Origin of the sequence: Streptomyces sp. 6N223 (genome assembly GCF_052246635.1) — a bacterium.
Classification (GTDB): Bacteria; Actinomycetota; Actinomycetes; order Streptomycetales; family Streptomycetaceae; genus Streptomyces.
Genome location: NZ_JBQQCA010000010.1, coordinates 65,355 through 86,244, shown reverse-complemented (window position 1 = coordinate 86,244; position 20,890 = coordinate 65,355). Strand labels below are relative to the sequence as shown.

Here is a 20,890-nt window from a genome sequence, read left to right as displayed (position 1 = left end):
CTGACGCCGGAGGAGCGCCCCGTATGAGCCTGACCCTGAGGACCATCAGCCGCGAGCAGCACCTGGCGTTCATCCGCTCGCTCCCCTCGGCCAGCCACATGCAGGTGCCCGCGTGGGGGGACGTGAAGGCGGAGTGGCGGGCCGAGTCGCTGGGCTGGTTCGACCTCTCCGAGCGGCTGGTGGGCGTGGGCCTGGTGCTGTACAGGCAGCTGCCGAGGGTGAAGCGCTATCTGGCGTACCTGCCGGAGGGGCCGGTGATCAACTGGTTCGCGCCGAACCTGGAGGAGTGGCTGCGGCCGATGCTGGATCACCTGAAGAAGCAGGGCGCGTTCTCGGTGAAGATGGGGCCGCCGGTGGTGATCCGGCGGTGGAGCGCGGCGGCGGTCAAGGCGGGGATCCAGTCGCCGGACGCGAAGCGGCTGCGGGACGTGGAGCCGACGTTCCGGGACGCCAAGGCGTACGAGGTGGCCGACCGGCTGCGGCGGATGGGGTGGCAGCAGGGCGAGGACGGCGGGGCGGGCTTCGGGGACGTGCAGCCGCGGTACGTCTTCCAGATCCCGCTGCGGGGGCGTTCGCTCGAGGACGTCCACAAGGGCTTCAATCAGCTGTGGCGGCGGAACATCAAGAAGGCCGAGAAGGCGGACGTGCAGGTGGTGCGCGGGGGCTACGACGACCTCCCGGCGTGGCAGCAGTTGTACGAGGTCACCGCGGAGCGCGACAAGTTCCGTCCGCGCCCCCTGATGTACTTCGAGCGGATGTGGCGGGTGCTGAACGCCGAGGACCCGGACCGGATGCGGCTGTACTTCGCCACGCACGAGGGGGAGGCGGTGGCGGCGGCGACGATGCTGATCGTGGGGGGGCATGTGTGGTATTCGTACGGTGCTTCCGCCAACCACAAGCGGGAGGTCCGGCCGTCCAACGCGATGCAGTGGCGCATGCTGTGCGACGCTCACGACATGGGGGCCGATGTCTACGACCTGCGGGGCATCGGTGACTCACTGGAGGAGACCGACCATCTCTTCGGCCTGATCCAGTTCAAGGTGGGGACGGGCGGGGAGGCTGCGGAGTACCTCGGCGAGTGGGACTACCCGTTGAACCGGCTGCTCCACAAGGCACTGGACATCTACATGTCCCGGCGCTGAGCGAGGCGCGTACACGTACAGAGCAGAAGAGAACAGAGCACAGAGCACGACACAGAGAGGGTCTCCCCGGCCATGGCGCTCACCCTTTACGTCGATACGGGCCGCTGGCGGGCGCACCAGCGGTCGGTGCTGAATGACTTCCCCGACCTGGTGCCCGTGTGCAAGGGCAACGGGTACGGCTTCGGGCACGAGAAGCTGGCGGAGGAGACCACGCTGCTCGGCTGCGACGTCCTCGCGGTGGGGACGACGTACGAGGCGGCGCCGATGAAGGATCGCTTCGGCGGCGATCTGCTGGTGCTGACGCCCTACCGGCGGGGCGAGGAGCCGGTGCCGCTGCCGGACCGGGTGATCCGCACGGCGTCGTCGGTGGACGGCGTGTACGGGCTGGTGGGGTCGCGGGTGGTCGTCGAGGTGATGAGCTCGATGAAGCGGCACGGGGTGACGGCGAGGGACCTTGGCAAGCTGCAGGCGGCGCTGGACGAGGTGCGGCTCGAGGGGTTCGCGATCCACCTGCCGCTGGACCGCACGGACGGCACGGACGCCGTGGAGGAGGTGATCGGGTGGATGGACCGGCTGCGCGCGGCGCGGCTGCCGCTGGACACGATGTTCGTCAGCCACCTGACCGCCGAGGAACTGCTGCGGCTGCGGCAGCAGTTCCCGCAGACGCGGTTCCGGGCGCGGATCGGGACGCGGCTGTGGCTGGGGGATCACGGGGCGACGGAATACCGGGGCGCGGTGCTGGACGTGACGCCGGTGGCGAAGGGGGACCGGTTCGGGTACCGGCAGCAGAAGGCGCCGGGGGACGGCTGGCTGGCGGTGGTGGCGGGGGGCACCTCGCACGGCGTGGGGCTCGAGGCGCCCAAGGCGCTGCACGGCATGACCTCGCGGGCCAAGGGCATGGCGCGGGCGGGGCTGGCGACGGTGAACCGGAACCTGTCGCCGTTCCTGTGGGACGGCAAGCAGCGATGGTTCGCGGAGCCGCCGCACATGCAGGTGTCGATCCTGTTCGTGCCGGCGGAGGCGAAGGGCCCGAAGGTGGGCGACGAGCTGAAGGCGATCCTGCGGCACACGACGACCCAGGTGGACCGGCTGGTGGACATGTGAGGCAAACGCGCGTGGTCCCGGGTGCCTGTGTGCCCGGGACCACGCGCGTTTGCGGCGCCGCCTGGCCGGCCCGGCCAGGGTCGAGTGATCGACGGCCTCGTGATCGACGGCCAAGCGCCCGCTCGACTGCCTAGCGCTCGACCTCGCCGCGGATGAACTTCTCGACGCTCTCCCGCGCCACGTCGTCGAAGTACTGCACGGGCGGGGACTTCATGAAGTAGGAGGACGCCGACAGGATCGGGCCGCCGATGCCCCGGTCCTTGGCGATCTTCGCCGCCCGCAGCGCGTCGATGATGACGCCCGCGGAGTTCGGCGAGTCCCAGACCTCCAGCTTGTACTCCAGGCTCAGCGGGACGTCGCCGAAGGCCCGGCCCTCCAGGCGGACGTACGCCCACTTGCGGTCGTCGAGCCAGGCGACGTAGTCCGACGGGCCGATGTGGACGTTCTTCTCGCCGAGGTCCCGGTCGGGGATCTGCGAGGTGACGGCCTGCGTCTTGGAGATCTTCTTCGACTCCAGCCGGTCGCGCTCCAGCATGTTCTTGAAGTCCATGTTGCCGCCGACGTTCAGCTGCATGGTGCGGTCCAGGATCACGCCCCGGTCCTCGAAGAGCTTGGCGAGGACGCGGTGGGTGATGGTGGCGCCGACCTGGGACTTGATGTCGTCGCCGACGATCGGGACGCCGGCGGCGGTGAACTTGTCGGCCCACTCCTTGGTGCCGGCGATGAAGACCGGCAGGGCGTTGACGAAGGCGACGCCGGCGTCGAGGGCGCACTGGGCGTAGAACTTCGCGGCGGTCTCGGAGCCGACCGGCATGTAGCAGACCAGGACGTCGGCGCGGGTGTCCTTGAGCACCTTGACGACGTCGACCGGGTCGCGGTCGGACTCGACGATGGTCTCGCGGTAGTACTTGCCCAGGCCGTCGTGGGTCTCCCCGCGTTGCACGGTCACGCCGGTGGGGGGCACGTCGCAGATCTTGACGGTGTTGTTCTCGCTGGCACCAATGGCGTCGGAGAGGTCGATGCCGACCTTCTTGGCGTCGACGTCGAAGGCGGCCACGAACTCGATGTCGGAGACGTGGTAGTCGCCGAACCGTACGTGCATCAGACCCGGCACCCGGCTGTCCGGGGAGGCGTCCTTGTAGTACTCGACGCCCTGTACCAGCGATGCGGCGCAGTTGCCCACGCCGGCGATGGCTACACGAACCGAACCCATTCCGGCTGCTCCCTGTTCGTTCTCGGCACGACCCCGCCGCGCGGGGTGCGCTGTGTGGTGTTGATCGCTGTGCTGTGTATTCGTTAGGTGTTGTCGGTGCTGCCGGTGCCGTCGGACGGCCGCCGGCGCGTGGAACGCCTGGGGCGTCCGGAACGCCCGGCGGGGCCGGAACGCCCGGGTGGCCCGGGTGGCCCGGGTTTCTCGCTGTTCTCGCCCCGGTCGCCCGGGGGGCCCTCGTTAACCGGATCGGTCCGGTCGCCCGTGCCGCCCTCGTCGGCGCGGTCGGCACGGTCGGCACGCTCGGCTCGGTCGCGCCCTTCCCGCTCGCTCTCGATGAGCTCGTTGAGCCAGCGGACCTCACGCTCCACGGACTCCATGCCGTGCCGCTGGAGCTCGAGGGTGTAGGCATCGAGCTTCTCCCGCGTCCGTGCGAGCGAGGCCCGCATCTTCGCCAGCCGCTCCTCCAGGCGGGTGCGGCGTCCCTCCAGCACGCGCATCCGCACGTCCCGCGAGGTCTGGCCGAAGAAGGCGAAGCGCACGCCGAAGTGCTCGTCCTCCCAGGAGTCCGGTCCGGTCTGGGCCAGCAGCTCCTCGAAGTGCTCCTTGCCCTCCGCCGTGAGCCGGTAGACGATCCGGGCCCGGCGTCCGGCCAGCGGCGCCCGGGCCTCCTCGGGCCCGCTGTGCTCCTCGGCGAGCCAGCCCTGGCGCACCAGTGTCTTCAGGCAGGGGTAGAGGGAGCCGTAGCTGAACGCCCTGAAGACGCCGAGCGAGGTGTTCAGCCGCTTGCGCAGCTCGTACCCGTGCATGGGGGACTCGCGCAGGAGCCCGAGGATGGCGAACTCCAGGACCCCTGAACGTCGGCTCACCAGGGTGGTCACCTCCCATTCGCTTCCCGTACCCTCGTTGTGCACTCGACTCGATGTATCGAGTCGATACATCGCAACGATAGAACGCCGCGGCGGCCGCGGCAAGCGGGAGGCGCGGGTAAACCTCCGTGAGCCCCCGTGACGCCCGGTGAAGGGGATCACATCTTCACTTCGCACACCGCGAAATGCACCAAATAATCGCTATCCAAAGAAAGATGGAGGTTTGGCCCTGCGTAGTCTGGGGCCGTGCAGAAGACCGCCGCCGGGAACTCAGCGACGTCCGTCGTCGTCCTCGTTCTTGGTGCCGTGTGCCCAGAGCCGAGCGGAGGACTGAGCACGCGCCGGGGGACTGGAAGCCACCTGAAGGATCTGCCGCCAGCAGGCGTTCCGCGTCTGTCCAAGGAGTAGCTGTCCTATGAGCGAGCACCGTCGCAAGCCGCCGCAGTCCCGCGGTCGCCGCGCCGCGCCGCCGTCCGGCCGGCGCGCGGCTAACCCCGGGCCGCAGCCGCAGGGACGTCCCTCGGGCCCGCCCACGCCCCCGCCGCCGCCGGGCGCCACGCCGGAGCGCCCGTACGGCAGCCGCGCCGAGGCGCGGCGCGCCGCGCAGCGCGGCGGGCGGCGGCGCGCGGCGGGCAGCGCGGCCGAGGGCGTCGGCGGCGGGCGGCGGCGCCGGGCGGCACCGCCCCGGCGCAAGCGCTTCATCGACTACCCGCGCTCGGGCTATACCGGCCTGCGGCGCTGGATGCCGTCGTGGAAGCAGGTGCTGGGCTCGACCCTCACCTTCATCGGCATGCTGATCGGGCTCGTCGGTGTGGCGTACGCCATGATCGAGATCCCCGAGGAGAACGAGCTCACCCTCGCGCAGTCCAACACCTACTACTGGGCCGACGGCACCCAGATGGTGACCTCCGGCGGCGTGGACGGCCTCACCCGGCAGAACGTCGAGCTCACCGACATCCCCAAGGCGTGCCAGGACGCCGTGGTCGCCGCGGAGAACGCCACGTTCTGGGAGGACGCGGGCATCGATCCGATCGGCATCGGCCGCGCGGTGCTGAACATGGCGCGCGGCGGCGACGTGCAGTCGGGCTCCACCATCACGCAGCAGTACGTGAAGAACACCTACCTCTCGCAGGAGCAGACGCTCACCCGCAAGGCCCGGGAGCTGCTGCTGTCGATCAAGGTGGGTGCCGAGTACTCCAAGGACGAAATCCTCGAGGGGTACTTCAACACCTCGTACTTCGGGCGCGGCCAGACCTACGGCATCCAGGCGGCCGCCCAGGCGTACTACGGCAAGAACGCCTCCGAGCTCAACACCAGCGAGTGCGCCTACATGGCCACGCTGCTCAACGGCGCCAACCTGTACGACCCGTTCATCAGCGGCGGCGAGGAGCCGGATCCGGAGATCAAGGCGAACGCCGAGGCCCGCTGGTCGTGGGTGCTCAACCGGATGGTGGAAGTCGGCGACATGCGGGAGTCCGACCGCGCGCAGTACACCAAGTTCCCGCTGCCGAACCCGCAGACGCCCTCCCAGGAGAAGGCCGGCCAGATCGGGTACCTCACCATGCTGGCCGACAACTACCTCACCTCCAACGACATCGTCTCCGAGGAGGAGCTGACCCGCGGCGGGTACCAGATCCACACCACCTTCGACCGGGACCTGGTCAACGCGATGCAGGGCGCCGTCGAAGGCGTGATGGAGGAGAACATCGACCCTGAGGCCCGCCCCGAGGACCGCCACGTCCAGTTCGGCGGCGCCTCCGTCGTGCCGGGAGACGGCGCGATCGTGGCGATCTACGGCGGCAAGAACTTCCTGGAGCACTACGTCAACAACGCCGACCGGCCCGACGTCCAGGTGGGGTCGACGTTCAAGCCCTTCGTGATCGCGGCGGCCATGCGCGACGGTGTCAGGGATCCGGAGAAGGGCGAGGACCAGGGCACGAACGACAGAACGCGGGTCTCCCTCGACAGCATGTATCCGGGCGAGGACGAACTGCTCATCGAGAACTACGACGGCACCACCTGGGAGGGCGAGGATCCGGAGACCAAGGAGCCGTTCAACTGGGAGCAGAACAATTTCGAGGGCGGCTCGTATGAGGAGATCTCGCTGTGGGAGGCGATGGAGGTCTCAGCCAACTCGCCCCTCGTGCAGCTCGGCATGGACGTCGGCCCGAACACGGTGGCGCAGGCGGCGATCGACGCCGGGCTGAAGGAGGAGAGCCTCGGCCCGCACGACGACACCGTGCCCACGTTCGCCCTGGGCGTCTCCACCCCCAGCGCGATCCGGATGGCCTCCGCCTACAGCACCTTCGCCGCCCATGGCGAGCAGGCCGAGCCGTACTCCGTCGAGAAGGTCGAGAAGCGCGACCCCGCCTTCTACTGGGCGCACGACGACGACGAGGAACTCAGCGAAACCGAACAGGCGTTCGATTCCGATGTCGCGGACAACGTCACGGAGGCCCTCGTCGGCGTGGTCGAGAACGGCAGCGGCTCCGGCGCACAGGAGCTCGGCATCCCCTCGGCGGGCAAGACCGGCACCACGGACGACAACAGGAGCGCCTGGTACGTCGGTTACACCCCCAACCTCTCCACAGCGATCGGCATGTGGCGCCAGGCCGACTCCGAAGAGGATCTCGTCGAGGGCGAGAAGATGGGATTCCTGTCGATGTACGGCACCGCGGGAGAAGAGCGGATCAACGGTGGCTCGCTGCCGCTTGACGTCTGGGTGGACTACATGAAGGTGGCCACCCGGGGCGACGAGGCGGAGCGGTTCCCCGACGCGCCGAACGTCGGCGAGACGATCTACGCCCATGGCGTCGACGACCCGCAGGAGGATCTGCCGGTGGAGGAGGATCCCCTGCCGACGCAGCCCGAGGAGTCCGAATCCCCGGAGGAGTCCGAGGAGCCCGACCCGTCGCCGACCGACTCGACGCCGACCGATGATCCGACCTCGCCCGATCCCACCGAGACCTGCTGGTGGGACTGCGAGACGGGCGGCACGGACACCGGCGGTACCGATACCGGCGGCACGGACGAGGGCACCGACTCCGGGACCAGCACCGGCACCGACAGCGGCACGACCGAGGGCGGTGAGACCTCGGGCACCGAGGGCGGCGGCGATAACGGCGGCGGGTTCATCATCGGGGGGCAGGGAGCCACGGAGGAAGAGACCCCCTGACCCCGGCCGACCTGCCGACGCGCGGGTGGTGGCGTAATGACGCCACCACCCGCGCGTGCGTCATAGGGGCATCGGTCGCGATAACGCCCGAAATGAACGCCTCGCACGAGCGGCGGATCCGGCCTACCGTGGGGCTGGGTTCCGTGCCCCAACTGACGGGAAGCACAGGAGAGTCCAGACGGGAGGGTCCAGGAGAACCATGGGTGCCAGTGCGAGTGCCAGCGCCAGTGCCACTGCCAGACAGCGACCGGATGCCCTGGACCTGCGGATCCTGGAACTGCTGGCGCGCGGCTACGACGACGCCCGCGTGGCGTACCGGGTGGGTCTCAGCCACCGCAGCGTGCAGCGCCGCGTGCAGTGGCTCATGACCTACCTGGGGGCCAACGGCCGGGTCGCCCTCGGCGCCCGCGCCCACGCCACCGGCCTGCTGAAGGTCGCGATCGGCCCCGAGGTGAAGTCCCGCCTCGGCGCGCCCGCCGGGCCCACGCTCGACCATCCCGCGCCCCGGCAGCCCCGCCACGCCGAACGCACCGGGCCTGGCCCGCGGCGCCACGCCTGAGCGCCAACCGCCCGCACCGTCGCCGCGCCATCGCCGCGCTACCGCCGCGCCACCGCCGCGCCACCGACACCGCCCCACCGACGCGGCCACGCCGGGCCCGTGCGGCAAGATGGGGCCATGGCGCATCCCCCTGCCCGAGGTCCCGTGCTGCCCACCGCCCAGGACGAGGTGGCCGCCGCCGGCAGCGAGCTCATCGGCGGCCCCGCCGGCCGCCACGCGGTGCCCGGCGTCGGCCGGTGGGCGCCCGTCCGCGTCATCGCGCTGGTGACCATCGGGATGTTCGCCCTCGGCATGGTCCAGAAGCTGCCCTGCTATGACGGCGGCTGGTTCTACGGCGCCACGTCGCAGTACACCCACGCCTGCTACTCCGACATCCCCCACCTGTACAACGCCCGCGGCTTCGCCGACGGCCTCGTCCCCTACTTCGACCGCATCCCCGAGGACCTCTCCGACATGGAGTACCTCGAATACCCGGTCCTGACGGGGCTGTTCATGGAGCTGGCGGCCTGGCTGACCCCCGGATCCACCTCCGACCCCCGGCCCGAGCAGCTCTACTGGCTCATCAACGCCGGCATGCTGATGGCCTGCGCCGTGGTCATCACCGTCTGCGTCAGGCGCATCCACCGCAACCGCCCCTGGGACGGCCTCCTCGTCGCCCTCGCCCCCGCGCTGGCGCTGACCGCCACCATCAACTGGGACCTGCTGGCCGGCGCCCTCGTCTGCGCCGCCCTGCTGATGTGGTCCCGCTCGCGCCCGCTGTCCGCCGGCGTCCTGCTGGGGCTCGCCACAGCCGCCAAGTTCTACCCCGTGCTGCTGCTCGGCCCGCTCTTCGTGCTGTGCTGGCGGGCCCGCCGCTGGTACGCCTTCGCCCAGGCCGCCACCGGCGCTGCCGGCGCCTGGCTCGTGGTCAACCTCCCCTTCATCCTCTGGGCGCGGGACGGTTGGGCGAAGTTCTACACCTTCAGCCAGGAACGGCCCGTGGACTTCGGCTCCCCCTGGCTGGTGATCGTCCAGCGCACCGACACCTCCCTCAGCCCGGACACCGTCAACGCCTACGCCACCCTGCTGGTCGTGGTCGGCTGCATCGCCCTGGCCGCCCTGGCCCTGCTCGCGCCGCGCAGGCCCCGCCTGGCGCAGCTCGCCTTCCTCGTCGTGGCGCTCTTCATCGTCACCAACAAGGTCTACTCCCCGCAGTACGTGCTCTGGCTCATCCCGCTCGCCGTCCTGGCCCGCCCCCGCTGGCGCGACTTCCTCATCTGGCAGGCCTGCGAGGTGCTCTACTTCATCGGCATCTGGATGTACCTCGCCTACACCAGCGGTGAGGCCCAGCAGGGGCTCCCCCCGGGCGGCTACCAGCTCGCCATCCTCCTCCACCTCGCCGGCACCCTCTATCTCTGCGCCCTCGTCGTCCGCGACGTGCTGCGCCCCGAACGCGACCCGGTGCGGCGCGACGGCTCCGACGACCCCGGCGGCGGCGTCCTCGACGGCGCCCCCGACGCCTTCGCGCTCCGCACCCAGCCCCCCGCGCCCAACGCCAGCGCGTACGTCGAGTGGGGCGTCACGCCGCCCCCGACCTGGAGTCCCCGCGAGACCCGAGACGTTTCACGTGAAACCTGACGCCGCCCGGGGCTCGGTCGCGGCCGACCTGCGCACTCTGCTGCGCTTCCCCGGCTTCCGCCGCCTGCTGACCGTACGCCTGCTCTCCCAGTTCGCCGACGGCCTCTTCCAGGCAGGGCTGGCCACCTACGTCGTCTTCTCACCCGAGGAGGAGACCTCCCCCACCGACATCGCCGCCGCCATGGCCGTGCTGCTCCTGCCCTACTCCCTGCTTGGCCCGTTCGCCGGCGTGCTGCTGGACCGCATGAACCGCCGCCAGGTGCTCGTCTACGGCAACCTGCTGCGGACCGCCCTCGCCGCGGGCACCTGCCTCCTGGTGATCAGCGGCGTACCCGACTGGCTGTTCTACCTCTCCGCCCTGTCGGTCACCGCCGTCAACCGCTTTGTCCTGGCCGGGCTCTCCGCCGCCCTGCCCCGCGTGGTGGACGCCGACCGGCTCGTCGTCGCCAACTCCATCACCCCCACCGCCGGCACCCTCGCCGCCACCCTCGGCGCGGGCTCCGCCGTCGCCGCCCAGGCACTGCCCCGCACCCCGGTCGCCGAGGACGCGCTCGCCGTAGCCCTCGCCGCAGCCGTCTACCTCCTCGCCGGCCTCGCCGCCCTGCGCATGGCTCGCGGCCTCCTCGGGCCCGACCCCGACGAGGTGCTGCCCCGCCTCACCGCCGCCCTCGCCAGCACCGCCCACGGCCTGGCCGCCGGCCTGCGGCACCTCTCGGTACGGCCCCAGGCCGGCTGGACCCTCGTCGCCATAGGAGCCACCCGCTTCTGCTACGGCGCTCTGCTGGTGATGGTCCTCATGCTCGCCCGCTACGCCTGGGGCGACGGTGGCAACGACGACGGGATCGCGCTGCTGGGCGCGGCGCTCGCCGCCTCCGGCGCCGGATTCTTCGCCGCCACCATCGCCACGCCCTGGGCGGTGGCCCGGGTGGGCCGCCTGGGCTGGTTCTCGATCTGCGCGGCGATCGCCGCCGTGCTGGTGCCCGCCCTGGGGCTGCCCTTCAGGCCCGTGCCGATGCTGATCGCGGCGTTCGTGCTCGGCCTGGTCTCCCAGGGCGCCAAGATCGTCACCGACACCGTGGTCCAGTCCTCGGTCGACGACGCCTTCCGCGGCCGCGTCTTCTCGCTCTACGACATGCTCTTCAACGTCGCGTTCGTCGCCGCGGCCGGCCTCGCCGCTCTGATGCTTCCCCCGGACGGCCGCTCCTCGCCCCTCCTCCTGTGCGTCGCGGCGCTCTACGCCGTGACCGCCTACGGAGTCTTCCGGCTGCGCCGCTCCTCCGTTTCACGTGAAACAACCACCTAGCGGGGCGCGGTGCCGCGAGGCCGCCGAACGCTGTCGAGGCTGCCGAAGGGCTACAGGGCGGCGTCCTGGGAGGCCCACCAGTCCTTCAGCGCGGCCACGGCGGCGTCGTATCCCAGCGGCCCGTGATCCATGCGCAGCTCCAGCAGATGCCGGTATGCCTGCCCCACCCGCGGCCCGGGGCCGATGCCGAGGATCTCCATGATCTCGTTGCCGTTCAGGTCAGGCCGGATCGCGTCCAGCTCCTCCTGCTCCTTCAGCCGCGCGATCCGCTCCTCCAGCCCGTCGTACGCCTGCGACAGCGCGAGCGCCTTCCGCCGGTTGCGGGTGGTGCAGTCCGAGCGGGTCAGCTTGTGCAGCCGCTCGAGCAGCGGCCCGGCGTCCCTGACATACCGCCGCACCGCCGAGTCCGTCCACTCCCCGGTGCCGTAGCCGTGGAAGCGCAGGTGCAGCTCGACCAGGCGGGAGACGTCCTTGATCGTCTCGCCCGGGTACTTCAGCTTCGCCATCCGCTGCCGGGTCATCTTCGCCCCCACCACCTCGTGGTGGTGGAAGGAAACCCGCCCGTCGGGCTCGAAGCGCCGCGTCCTCGGCTTGCCGATGTCGTGCAGCAACGCCGCCAGCCGCAGCACGAGATCCGGCCCGTCGTCCTCCAGCGCGATCGCCTGCTCCAGCACGGTCAGGCTGTGCTCGTACACGTCCTTGTGGCGGTGGTGCTCGTCCCGCTCCAGCCGCAGCGCGGGCACCTCGGGCAGCACCCGATCCGCCAGCCCGGTCTCGACGAGCAGCGTGATCCCCGTGCGGGGGTTCCGGCTGAGGACGAGCTTGTTCAGCTCGTCCCGGATCCGCTCCGCCGAGACGATGCCGATCCGGTCGGCCATGTCGGTCATCGCCGCCCGCACCTCGCGCGCCACCGTGAAGTCGAGCTGGGCCGCGAACCGGGCCGCGCGCAGCATCCGCAGCGGGTCGTCGGAAAAGGACGCCTCCGGCGTGGCGGGGGTGCGCAGCAGCCGCCGGGCCAGGTCCGCCAGCCCGCCGTGCGGGTCGATGAACTCCTTGCGCGGCAGGGCCACGGCCATGGCGTTGACGGTGAAGTCCCGGCGCACCAGGTCTTCCTGGAGCGAATCGCCGTAGACCACCTCGGGCTTGCGCGAATCCCGGTCGTACGCCTCCGACCGGTAGGTGGTGATCTCCAGCTGGAAGTCCCGGTCGCCGTCGCCGCCGTCCGGCCCCCGCTTGCGGCAGCCCACCGTGCCGAAGGCGATACCGACCTCCCATACCGCGTCCGCCCATGGCCGCACGATCCGCAGCACGTCCTCGGGCCGCGCGTCCGTGGTGAAGTCGAGATCGTTGCCCAGCCGCCCCAGCAGCGCGTCCCTGACCGAGCCGCCGACCAGCGCCAGGGAGAACCCGGCCCTGGCGAAGCGTGCGGCGAGATCGTCGGCCACCGGGGCAACCCGCAGCAGCTCGGCGACGGCCCGGCGCTGGGCCGGCCCCAGGTCCACGTCCTGCGGGGAATGCGTTTGGTTCCTGTCGTTCGGCACAACAGCACAGGGTACGTGGCGCGGTCGTGCCCAAGCCTCCCCACGTCCTTCCCAGGGCCCCCGGGGAGGGCGGCACTCCGCCGGGTCGATCATCGTTACCATGTCGGCGGGTTGCCGACGGGAAACGGGAATTGAGCCAGCGGGTCGAGGGCCAGTGGTTTTGGGAGGCGTGGCACAGGTGGCAGAGGCGATGTCCTACGCCCGTTCGGACCGGGGGCGCTGGCGCCGGTTCGGCGGGCTGCTGGTGCTCCTGCTCGCCTTCCCGGTGCTCACCGGGCTGATCACCGGCCCCGGCCGCGCCGACGCCCAGGAGCAGGAGCCCGGCACCCGGTCGCGCACCGCCACCGTCTCGATCACCGAGGTGAGCCCCACCATCCCGGAGGAGGGCGGGGAGCTCACCATCGGCGGCACCATCACCAACGAGGGGGACTCGCCCATCATCGACAGCTCGGTGGCGGCCCGGCGCGGCGTGCTGCTGGACAGCCGCAGCGCCATCGACCAGGCGGTCGCCCGCACGGGCTGGGACGAGACGCTCGACGGCGACATCGTCAGGGGCTTCGGCCAGGACATCGGCACCATCGCCCCGGGCATGTCCCGCACCTTCTCGCTGCGGGTGCCCGTCTCCGAGTTCACCCTCGGCGAGGCGGGCGTCTACCAGATCGCGGTGACGCTGATCGGGCAGACCGAGGAGGCGCGCTGGTTCGACAATCTCGGCGTCGGCCGCACCCTGCTGCCCTGGCAGCCGGACGGCGCCGGCCAGGCGGCGCCGACCCGGCTGACGGTGCTGTGGCCGCTGATCTCCACCACCCACCTCACCGCCCAGACCGGCTCCAACGAGGAGCAGACCCCCGTCTTCCGGGACGACTCCCTGCTGGAGGAGATCTCCCCCGGCGGCCAGCTGCACCGCATGGTCTCCCTCGGCGCCGACCTCCCCGTCACCTGGGTGATCGACCCCGACCTGCTCGCCTCGGTCGACGCCATGGCCGAGGAGTACCAGGTCTACACCGAGGACGGCGAGCTGGTGCCCGGCGACGGGCAGGCCCAGGCGCGGGCCTGGCTGGGCGCCCTGAAGGACGCCGTGCAGGACAGCGAGGTCATCGCGCTGCCCTTCGGCGACCCCGACCTGCCCTCCCTCGCCCACCAGGGGCAGGAGGTGCCGGGCGCGCTGTGGCAGCTGAAGAAGGCCACCGAGACGGCCAGCGTCACTGTGGAGACGGTGCTGAAGGTCGAGCCCAGCACCGACTTCGCCTGGCCCGTCGACGGCGCCATCGACCCCGCCATCGTCTCCGTGGCCACCTCCGCCGGGGCGAACAACATCATCGCGCGCAGCGACAGCCTCGGCCCCGGTGAGGGCCTGACCTACACGCCCACCGCGGCCCGGCCCATCGGCGGCGGCACCACCGCGATCGTCGCCGACCAGCGGCTCTCCACCCTCTTCTCCGGCGACATGAGCCGCGGCGGCGACGCCGCCCTGGCCCAGCAGCAGCTGCTCGCCCAGACCCTCTCGATCAGCCTCCAGGAGCCCTCCAACCAGCGCAGCGTGGTGCTCGCCCCGCAGCGCACCTTCACCACCGCGCAGGCGCAGGCCATGGCCCGGGCGCTGACCACGCTCCAACAGGACGCCGAGTGGATCGAGTTCGCCACCCTGGCCGACGCCGCCGACGCCGAACCGGACCCTGCGGCCAACCAGCAGGTGCCCGGCGCCGACCAGTACCCGCAGCGGCTGCGCGACCAGGAGCTGCCCGCCAGCGCGTTCCAGGCGATGCGCGAGACCCAGCGCACCCTGGACGACTTCGCCCAGATCCTCACCCAGACCGACCGGGTGACCGTCCCCTACGGCAACGCCATCCGCCGCGAGATGTCGACCTCCTGGCGGGGCCGCGACGCCGAGGGCGTGGCGTACCGCTCGGACCTGCAGGGCGACCTCGAGGGCCTCACCGAGCAGGTCCACCTGATCGCGAAGTCCGACATCACGCTCTCCGGGCGCAGCGCCACCATCCCGGTCACCGTGCAGAACAACCTGGTGCAGGACGTGCAGGGCCTGACGCTGGAGCTGACCTCCAGCCGGCAGCTCGGCCTGGAGGTCAGCGAGTCGCAGGTCATCGCCATCAACGGCGGCCACAGCCAGTCGTTCAAGTTCACCACCACCGCCAACGCCAGCGGCGACTCCCTCCTGACCGCCCAGCTCTACACCGAGGACGGCAAGCCGTACGGCGAGTCGATGACGTTCAAGGCGGACGTCACCTCCATCACACCGGTGGTGATGATGGTGATCGCGGGCGGCCTGCTGCTGGTCGTGCTGGCCGGGATCCGCATGTACACGCAGCGCAAGCGCGCCGCTCAGCGGGCCGACACCGGCGAGGACAGCACCGACAGCGCGCCCGAGGGTGAGAAGCTGGTGGGCAACCACTGAGCCGCAGCCCGGCCCCGCGAATCCTTGAGGTGGCGAGCGATGCAACCGCCGTACGACCGTGAACACGGCCAGCCCGGCGATGACCCCGGCGTGCCCGCGTCCCGCCCACCCGCCTACGATCCGTACGCGCCCGACGGCTACCCGCAGCAGCCGAACCCGTACGCCGACGCTCCCCCCTACGCCGACCCCGCCTACGCCGACCCGGCGTACCAGAACCCCGCCTACGCCGACCCGTCCTACCCCGGTCCCGAGTACACCGACCCGGCGTACGCCGACCCCCGGTACGCCGGCCAGTTCCCGGGGCCGCAGCCGGTCGCCGACGGCTACCACGACCCGGCCGCGCCCCCGCCGCCACCGCCGCCGCCCGCGCCCACCCACGACCCCCGGCAGTGGGCGCACGCGCCCGCGCCGCAGCCCCCGGCGCCGCCCCACCACCTGCCGCCCGACGCCGGCCCGGCCCCCAGCCCGGCCCCCGGCCCGTACGCCGGCCCGTACGCGGGCGTGGACAGCACGGCGGGGGAGAGCCGCCCCGGCCCTCACGACCCCCGCCAGGGCCTCGACGACGCCTTCGCGTACCTCTTCCGCGACCAGCAGGCCAGCCCGCAGCCCCCGCCCGGTGCCCACGCGCCCGCGCACGCCCCGCAGCCGCCCCGGCAGCCCGCCGAGCAGCCGCTGCCGCCCCAGCAGCAGCCCCCGCCGGCGCAGCACCAGCCGCCGCATCCTCCGCACCCGCCGCAGCCGCGCCAGGTGCCCGCGGCCGCCCCCCGCCAGCCCCCCGGCCGCGCCGCCAGCCTGCTGCGCTCCAGCGCCATCATGGCCGCAGGCACCCTGGTCTCCCGCGTCACCGGCTTCATCCGGCAGCTCGTGATCGTCGCCGCCCTGGGCGGCATGCTGCTCGGCGACACCTACACCGTCGCCTGGAACCTGCCGAACATGATCTACATCCTGATCATCGGCGGCGGCCTGAACTCGGTCTTCGTGCCCCAGCTCGTGCGGGCCATGAAGAACGACTCCGACGGCGGCGAGGCCTACGCCAACCGGCTCCTCACCCTCGTCATGGCCGCCCTCGCCGCGCTGGTCGTCATCGGCATGGTCGCCGCCCCGCTGCTGGTCCAGGCCCAGTCCGCCAAGATCGCCGACGACGACGCGGCCAACGAGGTCACCGTCGCCTTCCTGCGCTACTGCCTGCCCACGATCTTCTTCATGGGCATCCACGTCGTGCTCGGCCAGATCCTCAACGCCCGCGACCGCTTCGGCCCGATGATGTGGACCCCGGTCCTGAACAACATCGTGGTCATCTTCACCTTCGGCATGTTCCTGTGGGTCTACGGCCCTCAGCACAGCTCCGACGTGACCGAGGAAACCATCTCTGTCGACGGCATCCGCCTCCTGGGCATCGGCACCCTCCTGGGCCTGACCGTCCAGGCCCTGGCCATGATCCCCTACCTGCGCGCCGCCGGCTTCCGCCTCCGCCTCCGCTTCGACTGGCGCGGCCACGGCATGGGCAAGGCCGCCCGGCTGGCGAAGTGGACCGTCCTGTTCGTGCTGGCCAACCAGCTCGGCCTCACCGTCGTCACGCAGCTCGCCACCTGGGCGGGCGACAACGCCGCCAAGGACGGCCACCCCGGCACCGGCCTCATCGCCTACAGCAGCGCCATGCTCATCTGGCAGATGCCGCAGGCCATCATCACCGTCTCCGTCATGGCCGCCCTGATGCCCCGCCTCTCCCGCTCAGCCGCCGACGGCGACACCGCGGCCGTCCGCGACGACCTCTCCCACGGCCTGCGCACCTCCGCCGTCGCGATCGTGCCCGTCGCGTTCTCCTTCCTCGCCCTGGGCATCCCCATGTGCACCCTGCTCTTCGGAGCCACCGGCGAGGAGAGCGCCCGCTCCTTCGGCTACATCCTGATGGCCTTCGGCCTGGGCCTGATCCCCTTCTCCGCCCAGTACGTCGTGCTGCGCGCCTTCTACGCCTTCGAGGACACCCGCACCCCGTTCTTCAACACGGTCATCGTCGCCGCCATCTGGATCGTCCTCAGCTGCGTCAGCTTCCTGGTCCTCCCCGACCGCTGGGTCGTCGCCGGCATCGCCGTCGGCTACGGCTTCGCCTACGCCCTGGGCGTGCGCGTGGCCTGGCGCCGACTGCGCAGACGCCTGCGCACCGACCTCGACGGCGCCCGCATCACACGCACCTACATCCGGCTGGCCGGCGCCAGCCTCCCGGCCGCCCTGCTCGGCGGCGCCGCCGGAGTCACCATCCTCGGCTCCCTCGGCGCGGGCGTCATCGGCTCCCTCGCCGCCCTCTGCGGCGGCGGCGTCATCCTCCTGGCCGTCTTCTACCTCGCGGCCCGCCGGATGCGCATCGAGGAGCTCACCACCCTCCTCGGCATGGTCCGCGCCCGCCTGGGCCGCTGATCCCGGCGCTTTCCATCCCGTTCAGCGCGGCCTCACCCACGGCGCACCCCTTCACACATAACGCCCACACGGCGTCGTACAACCTCCGGTCGCACTCACATGTCGTGCACTGTGACGGAGTACCGGCACAATGAATCTGGCAGCAGCGAATCCGGCAGCACGCAGCCAGGACCGGGGAGGCGGAAGAATACGGTGGCGGAACGGAGCACGGCGACCAGCCCGCCGCAGCGTTCAGAGAACGCCCAAAGCACCTCGCAAGCCAAGGCTTCCGAGCTCCACAGCGGCCACAGACTCTCCAAGCGGTACCGGCTCGAGGAATGCATCACCCGGCTGGACGGATTCAGCAGCTGGCGCGCCATGGACGAAAAGCTCCGCCGCGCCGTGGGCGTCCACGTGCTGCCCGCCGACCACGACCGGGCCCCCTCCGTGCTCTCCGCCGCCCGCTCGGCCTCGCTGCTCGGCGATCCCCGCTTCATCCAGGTCCTCGACGCCGTCGAGGAGAACGGCCAGGTCCACGTCATCCACGAGTGGCTGCCCGGCGCCACCCCCCTCAGCACCCTGCTGCACACCGGCCCGCTCGACGCCCACGAGGCGTACGTCCTCGCCAGCCAGGTCTCCGAGGCCATGGCCGCCGCCCACCGCGAGAGCCTGTCCCACCTCCGGCTGACCCCCGCCACCGTGCTGCGCACCGGCCCCTGCCAGTACCGCATCCGCGGCCTGGCCGTCGACGCCGCGCTGCGCGGCCTCACCGCGCCCGACCCGCAGCGCGCCGACACCGAGGCCATCGGCGCCCTGCTCTACGCCGCCCTCACCCAGCGCTGGCCCTACCCCGAGGGCGCCTACGGACTGGACGGCGTCATCCGCGGCAAGGGCCCCCGCGAGGCCCTGGCCACCCCCGACCAGGTGCGCGCCGGCGTGCACCGCGGCCTGTCCGACCTCGCCATGCGGGCCCTGGTCAACAACGGCGCCACCGCCGCCACGGCACGCCAGCCCTGCACCACCCCCGCCGACCTCGTCGAGGAGCTCGCCCGGCTGCCCCGCATCCCGCCCGCCGACCCCACCCCCAGCCAGCTCCCGACCCTCCAGCGCACCACCTACCACCCGGGCGGCCAGACCCCCGGCAGCGGCCCCGCGGCGCAGCCCCACGCCCCACGCCCGCAGCGCGCCGCGCCCACCCTGCCCGGCCGCACCGGCACCGCGCTGAAGTGGAGCGTCTCCGCCCTCCTCATCGCCGCCCTCGGCCTGGGCAGCTGGCAGCTCGCCGACGCCCTCATGCACGGCGACAGCCAGGCCGAGACCACCGGCCCCACCGCCCCGCCCGCCGAGCAGAACGAGCCGGCCCAACCCGAACCCCTCACCATCCGCGACGCCACCGACTTCGACCCCTTCGACGACGCCGCCGAGGAGAACCCGGAGTACGTCTCGGGCGCCATCGACGCCGACCCGGCCACCGAATGGCATACGAACAACTACTACGGCCCCGGCTTCGGCAACCTGAAGCCCGGCGTCGGGCTCGTCCTCGACCTCGGCGAGGCCCAGAAGGTCCGGACCCTGACCGTCGACGTGGTCGGCGCCACCGGCGTCGAGTTCCGCGCCGCCTCCCCCGGGACCACCACCATGCCCACCAGCCTCGACGACTACGCCGTCATCGACCGCGCCACCGGCGACTTCCTCCGCCTCCGCTCCGAGGTACCGGTCGAGACACGGTTCGTTCTCGTCTGGCTCACCGAACTCCCGATGGGAGATGACGGCAACTACCGTGGCCGCATCACCGGCGTCACCGTTTCCGGCTGATGAGCAGCGGCACACCGGGCAGCGGACGGCTGGCCGCGGCCGCGTGGGGGAGAGGGGAGGAAGAGTGGTGGGCAGGCATGCCCCGGAGGAGCCCGACGTCGTGAGCGACGAGGAACTGCTGAGCAGGCATGCCGCCGGCGACCCCGACGCCTTCTCCGAGCTCGTGCGGCGCCACCGCGACCGCCTGTGGTCGGTGGCCCTCAAGACCCTCGGCGACCGCGAGGAGGCCGCCGACGCCCTCCAGGACGCCCTCGTCTCCGCCTACCGGGCCGCCCACACCTTCCGCGGCCAGGCCGCCGTCACCACCTGGCTGCACCGCATCACCGTCAACGCCTGCCTCGACCGTGTCCGCAAGGCCAAGAGCCGCCGCACCTCCCCCATGCCCGAGCCCGACCGCCTGGAAGCACTCCTGGACCCCCACGAATCCGCCGACGTCCCCGCCGAGCGGAAGGACCTGCGCCGCGAGCTCCAGCGCGCTCTGGCAGAGCTGCCGATCGAACAGCGCGCCGCCCTCGTCCTGGTCGACATGCAGGGGTACCCCGTGGCCGAGGCGGCCCGCATCCTCGAGGTCCCCATCGGCACCATCAAGAGCCGCTGTGCCCGCGGGCGCACCCGGCTCCTCCCGCTGCTGCGGCACCTCCGCCCCCGGAGTGCACAGCCGGACACCCCGGGAGGGAACCGGACGGCAGGGGCATCCGTCCCAGGACCGAGGGACAGGGACGATAGGGAAAGCGACGAGGGGAACGCGACGCCCGCGAGGAAGCCCACGAGGAAGGGAACCCCGGAGAACGGAGCCCCCCGGGACGGAGCCTCGGCGGAAGGAGGTCAGGCATGAACGACACGCACCCGGACCCGGCCGAGATCGCCGCGCTCGACGCCGAGCTGCTGCCGCCCGACGAGGCCGCCGCCCTCCGCGACCACCTCGCCGACTGCGCCCACTGCGCCGCCGTCCTCGCCGACCTTCACGCCCTCAGCGCCGAGCTCAATGCCATCCCCAGCCCGCCCATCCCCGCCGATGTCGCCGCCCGCCTCGACGCGACGCTCATGGCAGAGGCGGCAGCCGCCACCGTTTCACGTGAAACAAGCACCGTCCGCCCGCGCCGGTGGCCCCGCATGGCGCTGGCCGCCGCGGCCGCCCTCGTCGCCCTCGGCCTCGGCGGCACCCTCATCCAGACCGCCGACCTGGGGGCGTCGCCCGAGTCGGCGGGCGGGGGCGACGCCGCCACGGACGAGTCGCTCCAGGGCGAGCTGGGGGCGGCGGAAAGCGCGGACGACCCCCTCGCGGGTGAGGTCCGGCGCCTCCTCGCCGGGGACGGCGCCACGACCCTCGACAGCCAGAGTGACGAGGAACCCACCGAGCAGGAGACGGAGAGAGACCTCACCACCGTCCCCCTGCCACCCTGCGTGTGGAACGCCATCGGCCGCACCGAGGAGCCCCTCGCCGCGTCGGAGGAGCGATTCGGGGGCCGGGACGCCTACGTCGTCGTACTCGCACACCCCCGCGACTCCGACCAGGTGGACGCCTACGCCGTCGCCGCCGACTGCGCCACCCGGACCCCGGCCACCGCCGGAGAGATCCTCGCCCAGGGCGACTATCCGCGCGAGCCGTAGCGCGCCCGCCTTCGCGCACGCTCCGGTACGCCGGGCGACACCCGATCCACGCCACGCCACCGCCGCCCTGGCACCCGGGAATGTCTGGGACCCTAGGATCCGTTACCGCACTGGGCCCCTTCGCGGGTCCGGAGAGG

14 protein-coding genes are annotated in these 20,890 nt (G+C 71.9%); 11 read left to right on the top strand and 3 right to left on the bottom strand.

What is annotated here, in order from left to right:
- Positions 1-23 precede the first annotated feature (23 nt).
- Entirely contained in the window at positions 24-1,142 is a 1,119-nt protein-coding gene (locus ACTWQH_RS09295) for a lipid II:glycine glycyltransferase FemX (RefSeq protein ID WP_443285916.1), read from the top strand.
- A 72-nt stretch (positions 1,143-1,214) separates the two neighbouring features.
- Positions 1,215-2,246: an alanine racemase gene (locus ACTWQH_RS09290; protein ID WP_443285915.1), complete on the top strand. Its 1,032-nt coding sequence runs from the start codon at positions 1,215-1,217 to the stop codon at positions 2,244-2,246.
- A gap of 130 nt (positions 2,247-2,376) precedes the next feature.
- On the opposite strand, the gene ACTWQH_RS09285 is transcribed toward ACTWQH_RS09290, so the two are convergent.
- Together ACTWQH_RS09285 and ACTWQH_RS09280 are read right to left on the bottom strand one after the other, a co-directional pair.
- Positions 2,377-3,459: an inositol-3-phosphate synthase gene (locus ACTWQH_RS09285; RefSeq protein WP_443285914.1), complete on the bottom strand. Its 1,083-nt coding sequence runs from the start codon at positions 3,457-3,459 to the stop codon at positions 2,377-2,379.
- Between the two features lie 83 nt (positions 3,460-3,542).
- Positions 3,543-4,325 (bottom strand): PadR family transcriptional regulator, encoded by a 783-nt coding sequence (locus tag ACTWQH_RS09280; RefSeq protein WP_443285913.1) that lies wholly within the window; start codon positions 4,323-4,325, stop codon positions 3,543-3,545.
- Between the two features lie 415 nt (positions 4,326-4,740).
- On the opposite strand from ACTWQH_RS09280, the gene ACTWQH_RS09275 reads away from it, so the two are divergent.
- The 4 genes from ACTWQH_RS09275 to ACTWQH_RS09260 all read left to right on the top strand — a co-directional run bounded on the left by ACTWQH_RS09275 (position 4,741) and on the right by ACTWQH_RS09260 (position 10,979).
- Positions 4,741-7,500, top strand: a complete 2,760-nt coding sequence (locus tag ACTWQH_RS09275; protein ID WP_443285912.1) for a transglycosylase domain-containing protein — start codon at positions 4,741-4,743, stop codon at positions 7,498-7,500.
- Positions 7,501-7,699: 199 nt separating this feature from the next.
- Positions 7,700-8,059, top strand: a complete 360-nt coding sequence (locus ACTWQH_RS09270) for a hypothetical protein (protein ID WP_443285911.1) — start codon at positions 7,700-7,702, stop codon at positions 8,057-8,059.
- A 117-nt stretch (positions 8,060-8,176) separates the two neighbouring features.
- On the top strand, positions 8,177-9,676 hold the full coding sequence (locus ACTWQH_RS09265; RefSeq protein ID WP_443285910.1) for a glycosyltransferase family 87 protein: 1,500 nt from the start codon (positions 8,177-8,179) through the stop codon (positions 9,674-9,676).
- Positions 9,666-10,979 (top strand): MFS transporter, encoded by a 1,314-nt coding sequence (locus tag ACTWQH_RS09260; RefSeq protein ID WP_443285909.1) that lies wholly within the window; start codon positions 9,666-9,668, stop codon positions 10,977-10,979. The genes ACTWQH_RS09265 and ACTWQH_RS09260 overlap by 11 nt, the downstream gene beginning before the upstream one ends.
- A gap of 50 nt (positions 10,980-11,029) precedes the next feature.
- On the opposite strand, the gene ACTWQH_RS09255 is transcribed toward ACTWQH_RS09260, so the two are convergent.
- Positions 11,030-12,520, bottom strand: coding sequence for a CCA tRNA nucleotidyltransferase (locus ACTWQH_RS09255; RefSeq protein WP_443285908.1), 1,491 nt, complete (start codon positions 12,518-12,520; stop codon positions 11,030-11,032).
- A 169-nt stretch (positions 12,521-12,689) separates the two neighbouring features.
- Between ACTWQH_RS09255 and ACTWQH_RS09250 the strand changes: the two genes are divergently transcribed.
- The 5 genes from ACTWQH_RS09250 to ACTWQH_RS09230 all read left to right on the top strand — a co-directional run bounded on the left by ACTWQH_RS09250 (position 12,690) and on the right by ACTWQH_RS09230 (position 20,753).
- Positions 12,690-14,933 carry a DUF6049 family protein gene (locus tag ACTWQH_RS09250; RefSeq protein WP_443285907.1) on the top strand — a complete coding sequence of 748 codons (2,244 nt, stop codon included), beginning with the start codon at positions 12,690-12,692 and terminating at the stop codon, positions 14,931-14,933.
- Between the two features lie 39 nt (positions 14,934-14,972).
- On the top strand, positions 14,973-17,348 hold the full coding sequence (murJ, locus tag ACTWQH_RS09245) for a murein biosynthesis integral membrane protein MurJ (protein WP_443285906.1): 2,376 nt from the start codon (positions 14,973-14,975) through the stop codon (positions 17,346-17,348).
- A 357-nt stretch (positions 17,349-17,705) separates the two neighbouring features.
- Positions 17,706-19,142, top strand: a complete 1,437-nt coding sequence (locus ACTWQH_RS09240) for a serine/threonine protein kinase (protein ID WP_443285905.1) — start codon at positions 17,706-17,708, stop codon at positions 19,140-19,142.
- Positions 19,143-19,185: 43 nt separating this feature from the next.
- Entirely contained in the window at positions 19,186-19,977 is a 792-nt protein-coding gene (sigM, locus tag ACTWQH_RS09235) for an RNA polymerase sigma factor SigM (protein ID WP_443285904.1), read from the top strand.
- On the top strand, positions 19,974-20,753 hold the full coding sequence (locus ACTWQH_RS09230; RefSeq protein ID WP_443285903.1) for an anti-sigma factor family protein: 780 nt from the start codon (positions 19,974-19,976) through the stop codon (positions 20,751-20,753). The genes sigM and ACTWQH_RS09230 overlap by 4 nt, the downstream gene beginning before the upstream one ends.
- Positions 20,754-20,890: the final 137 nt, after the last annotated feature.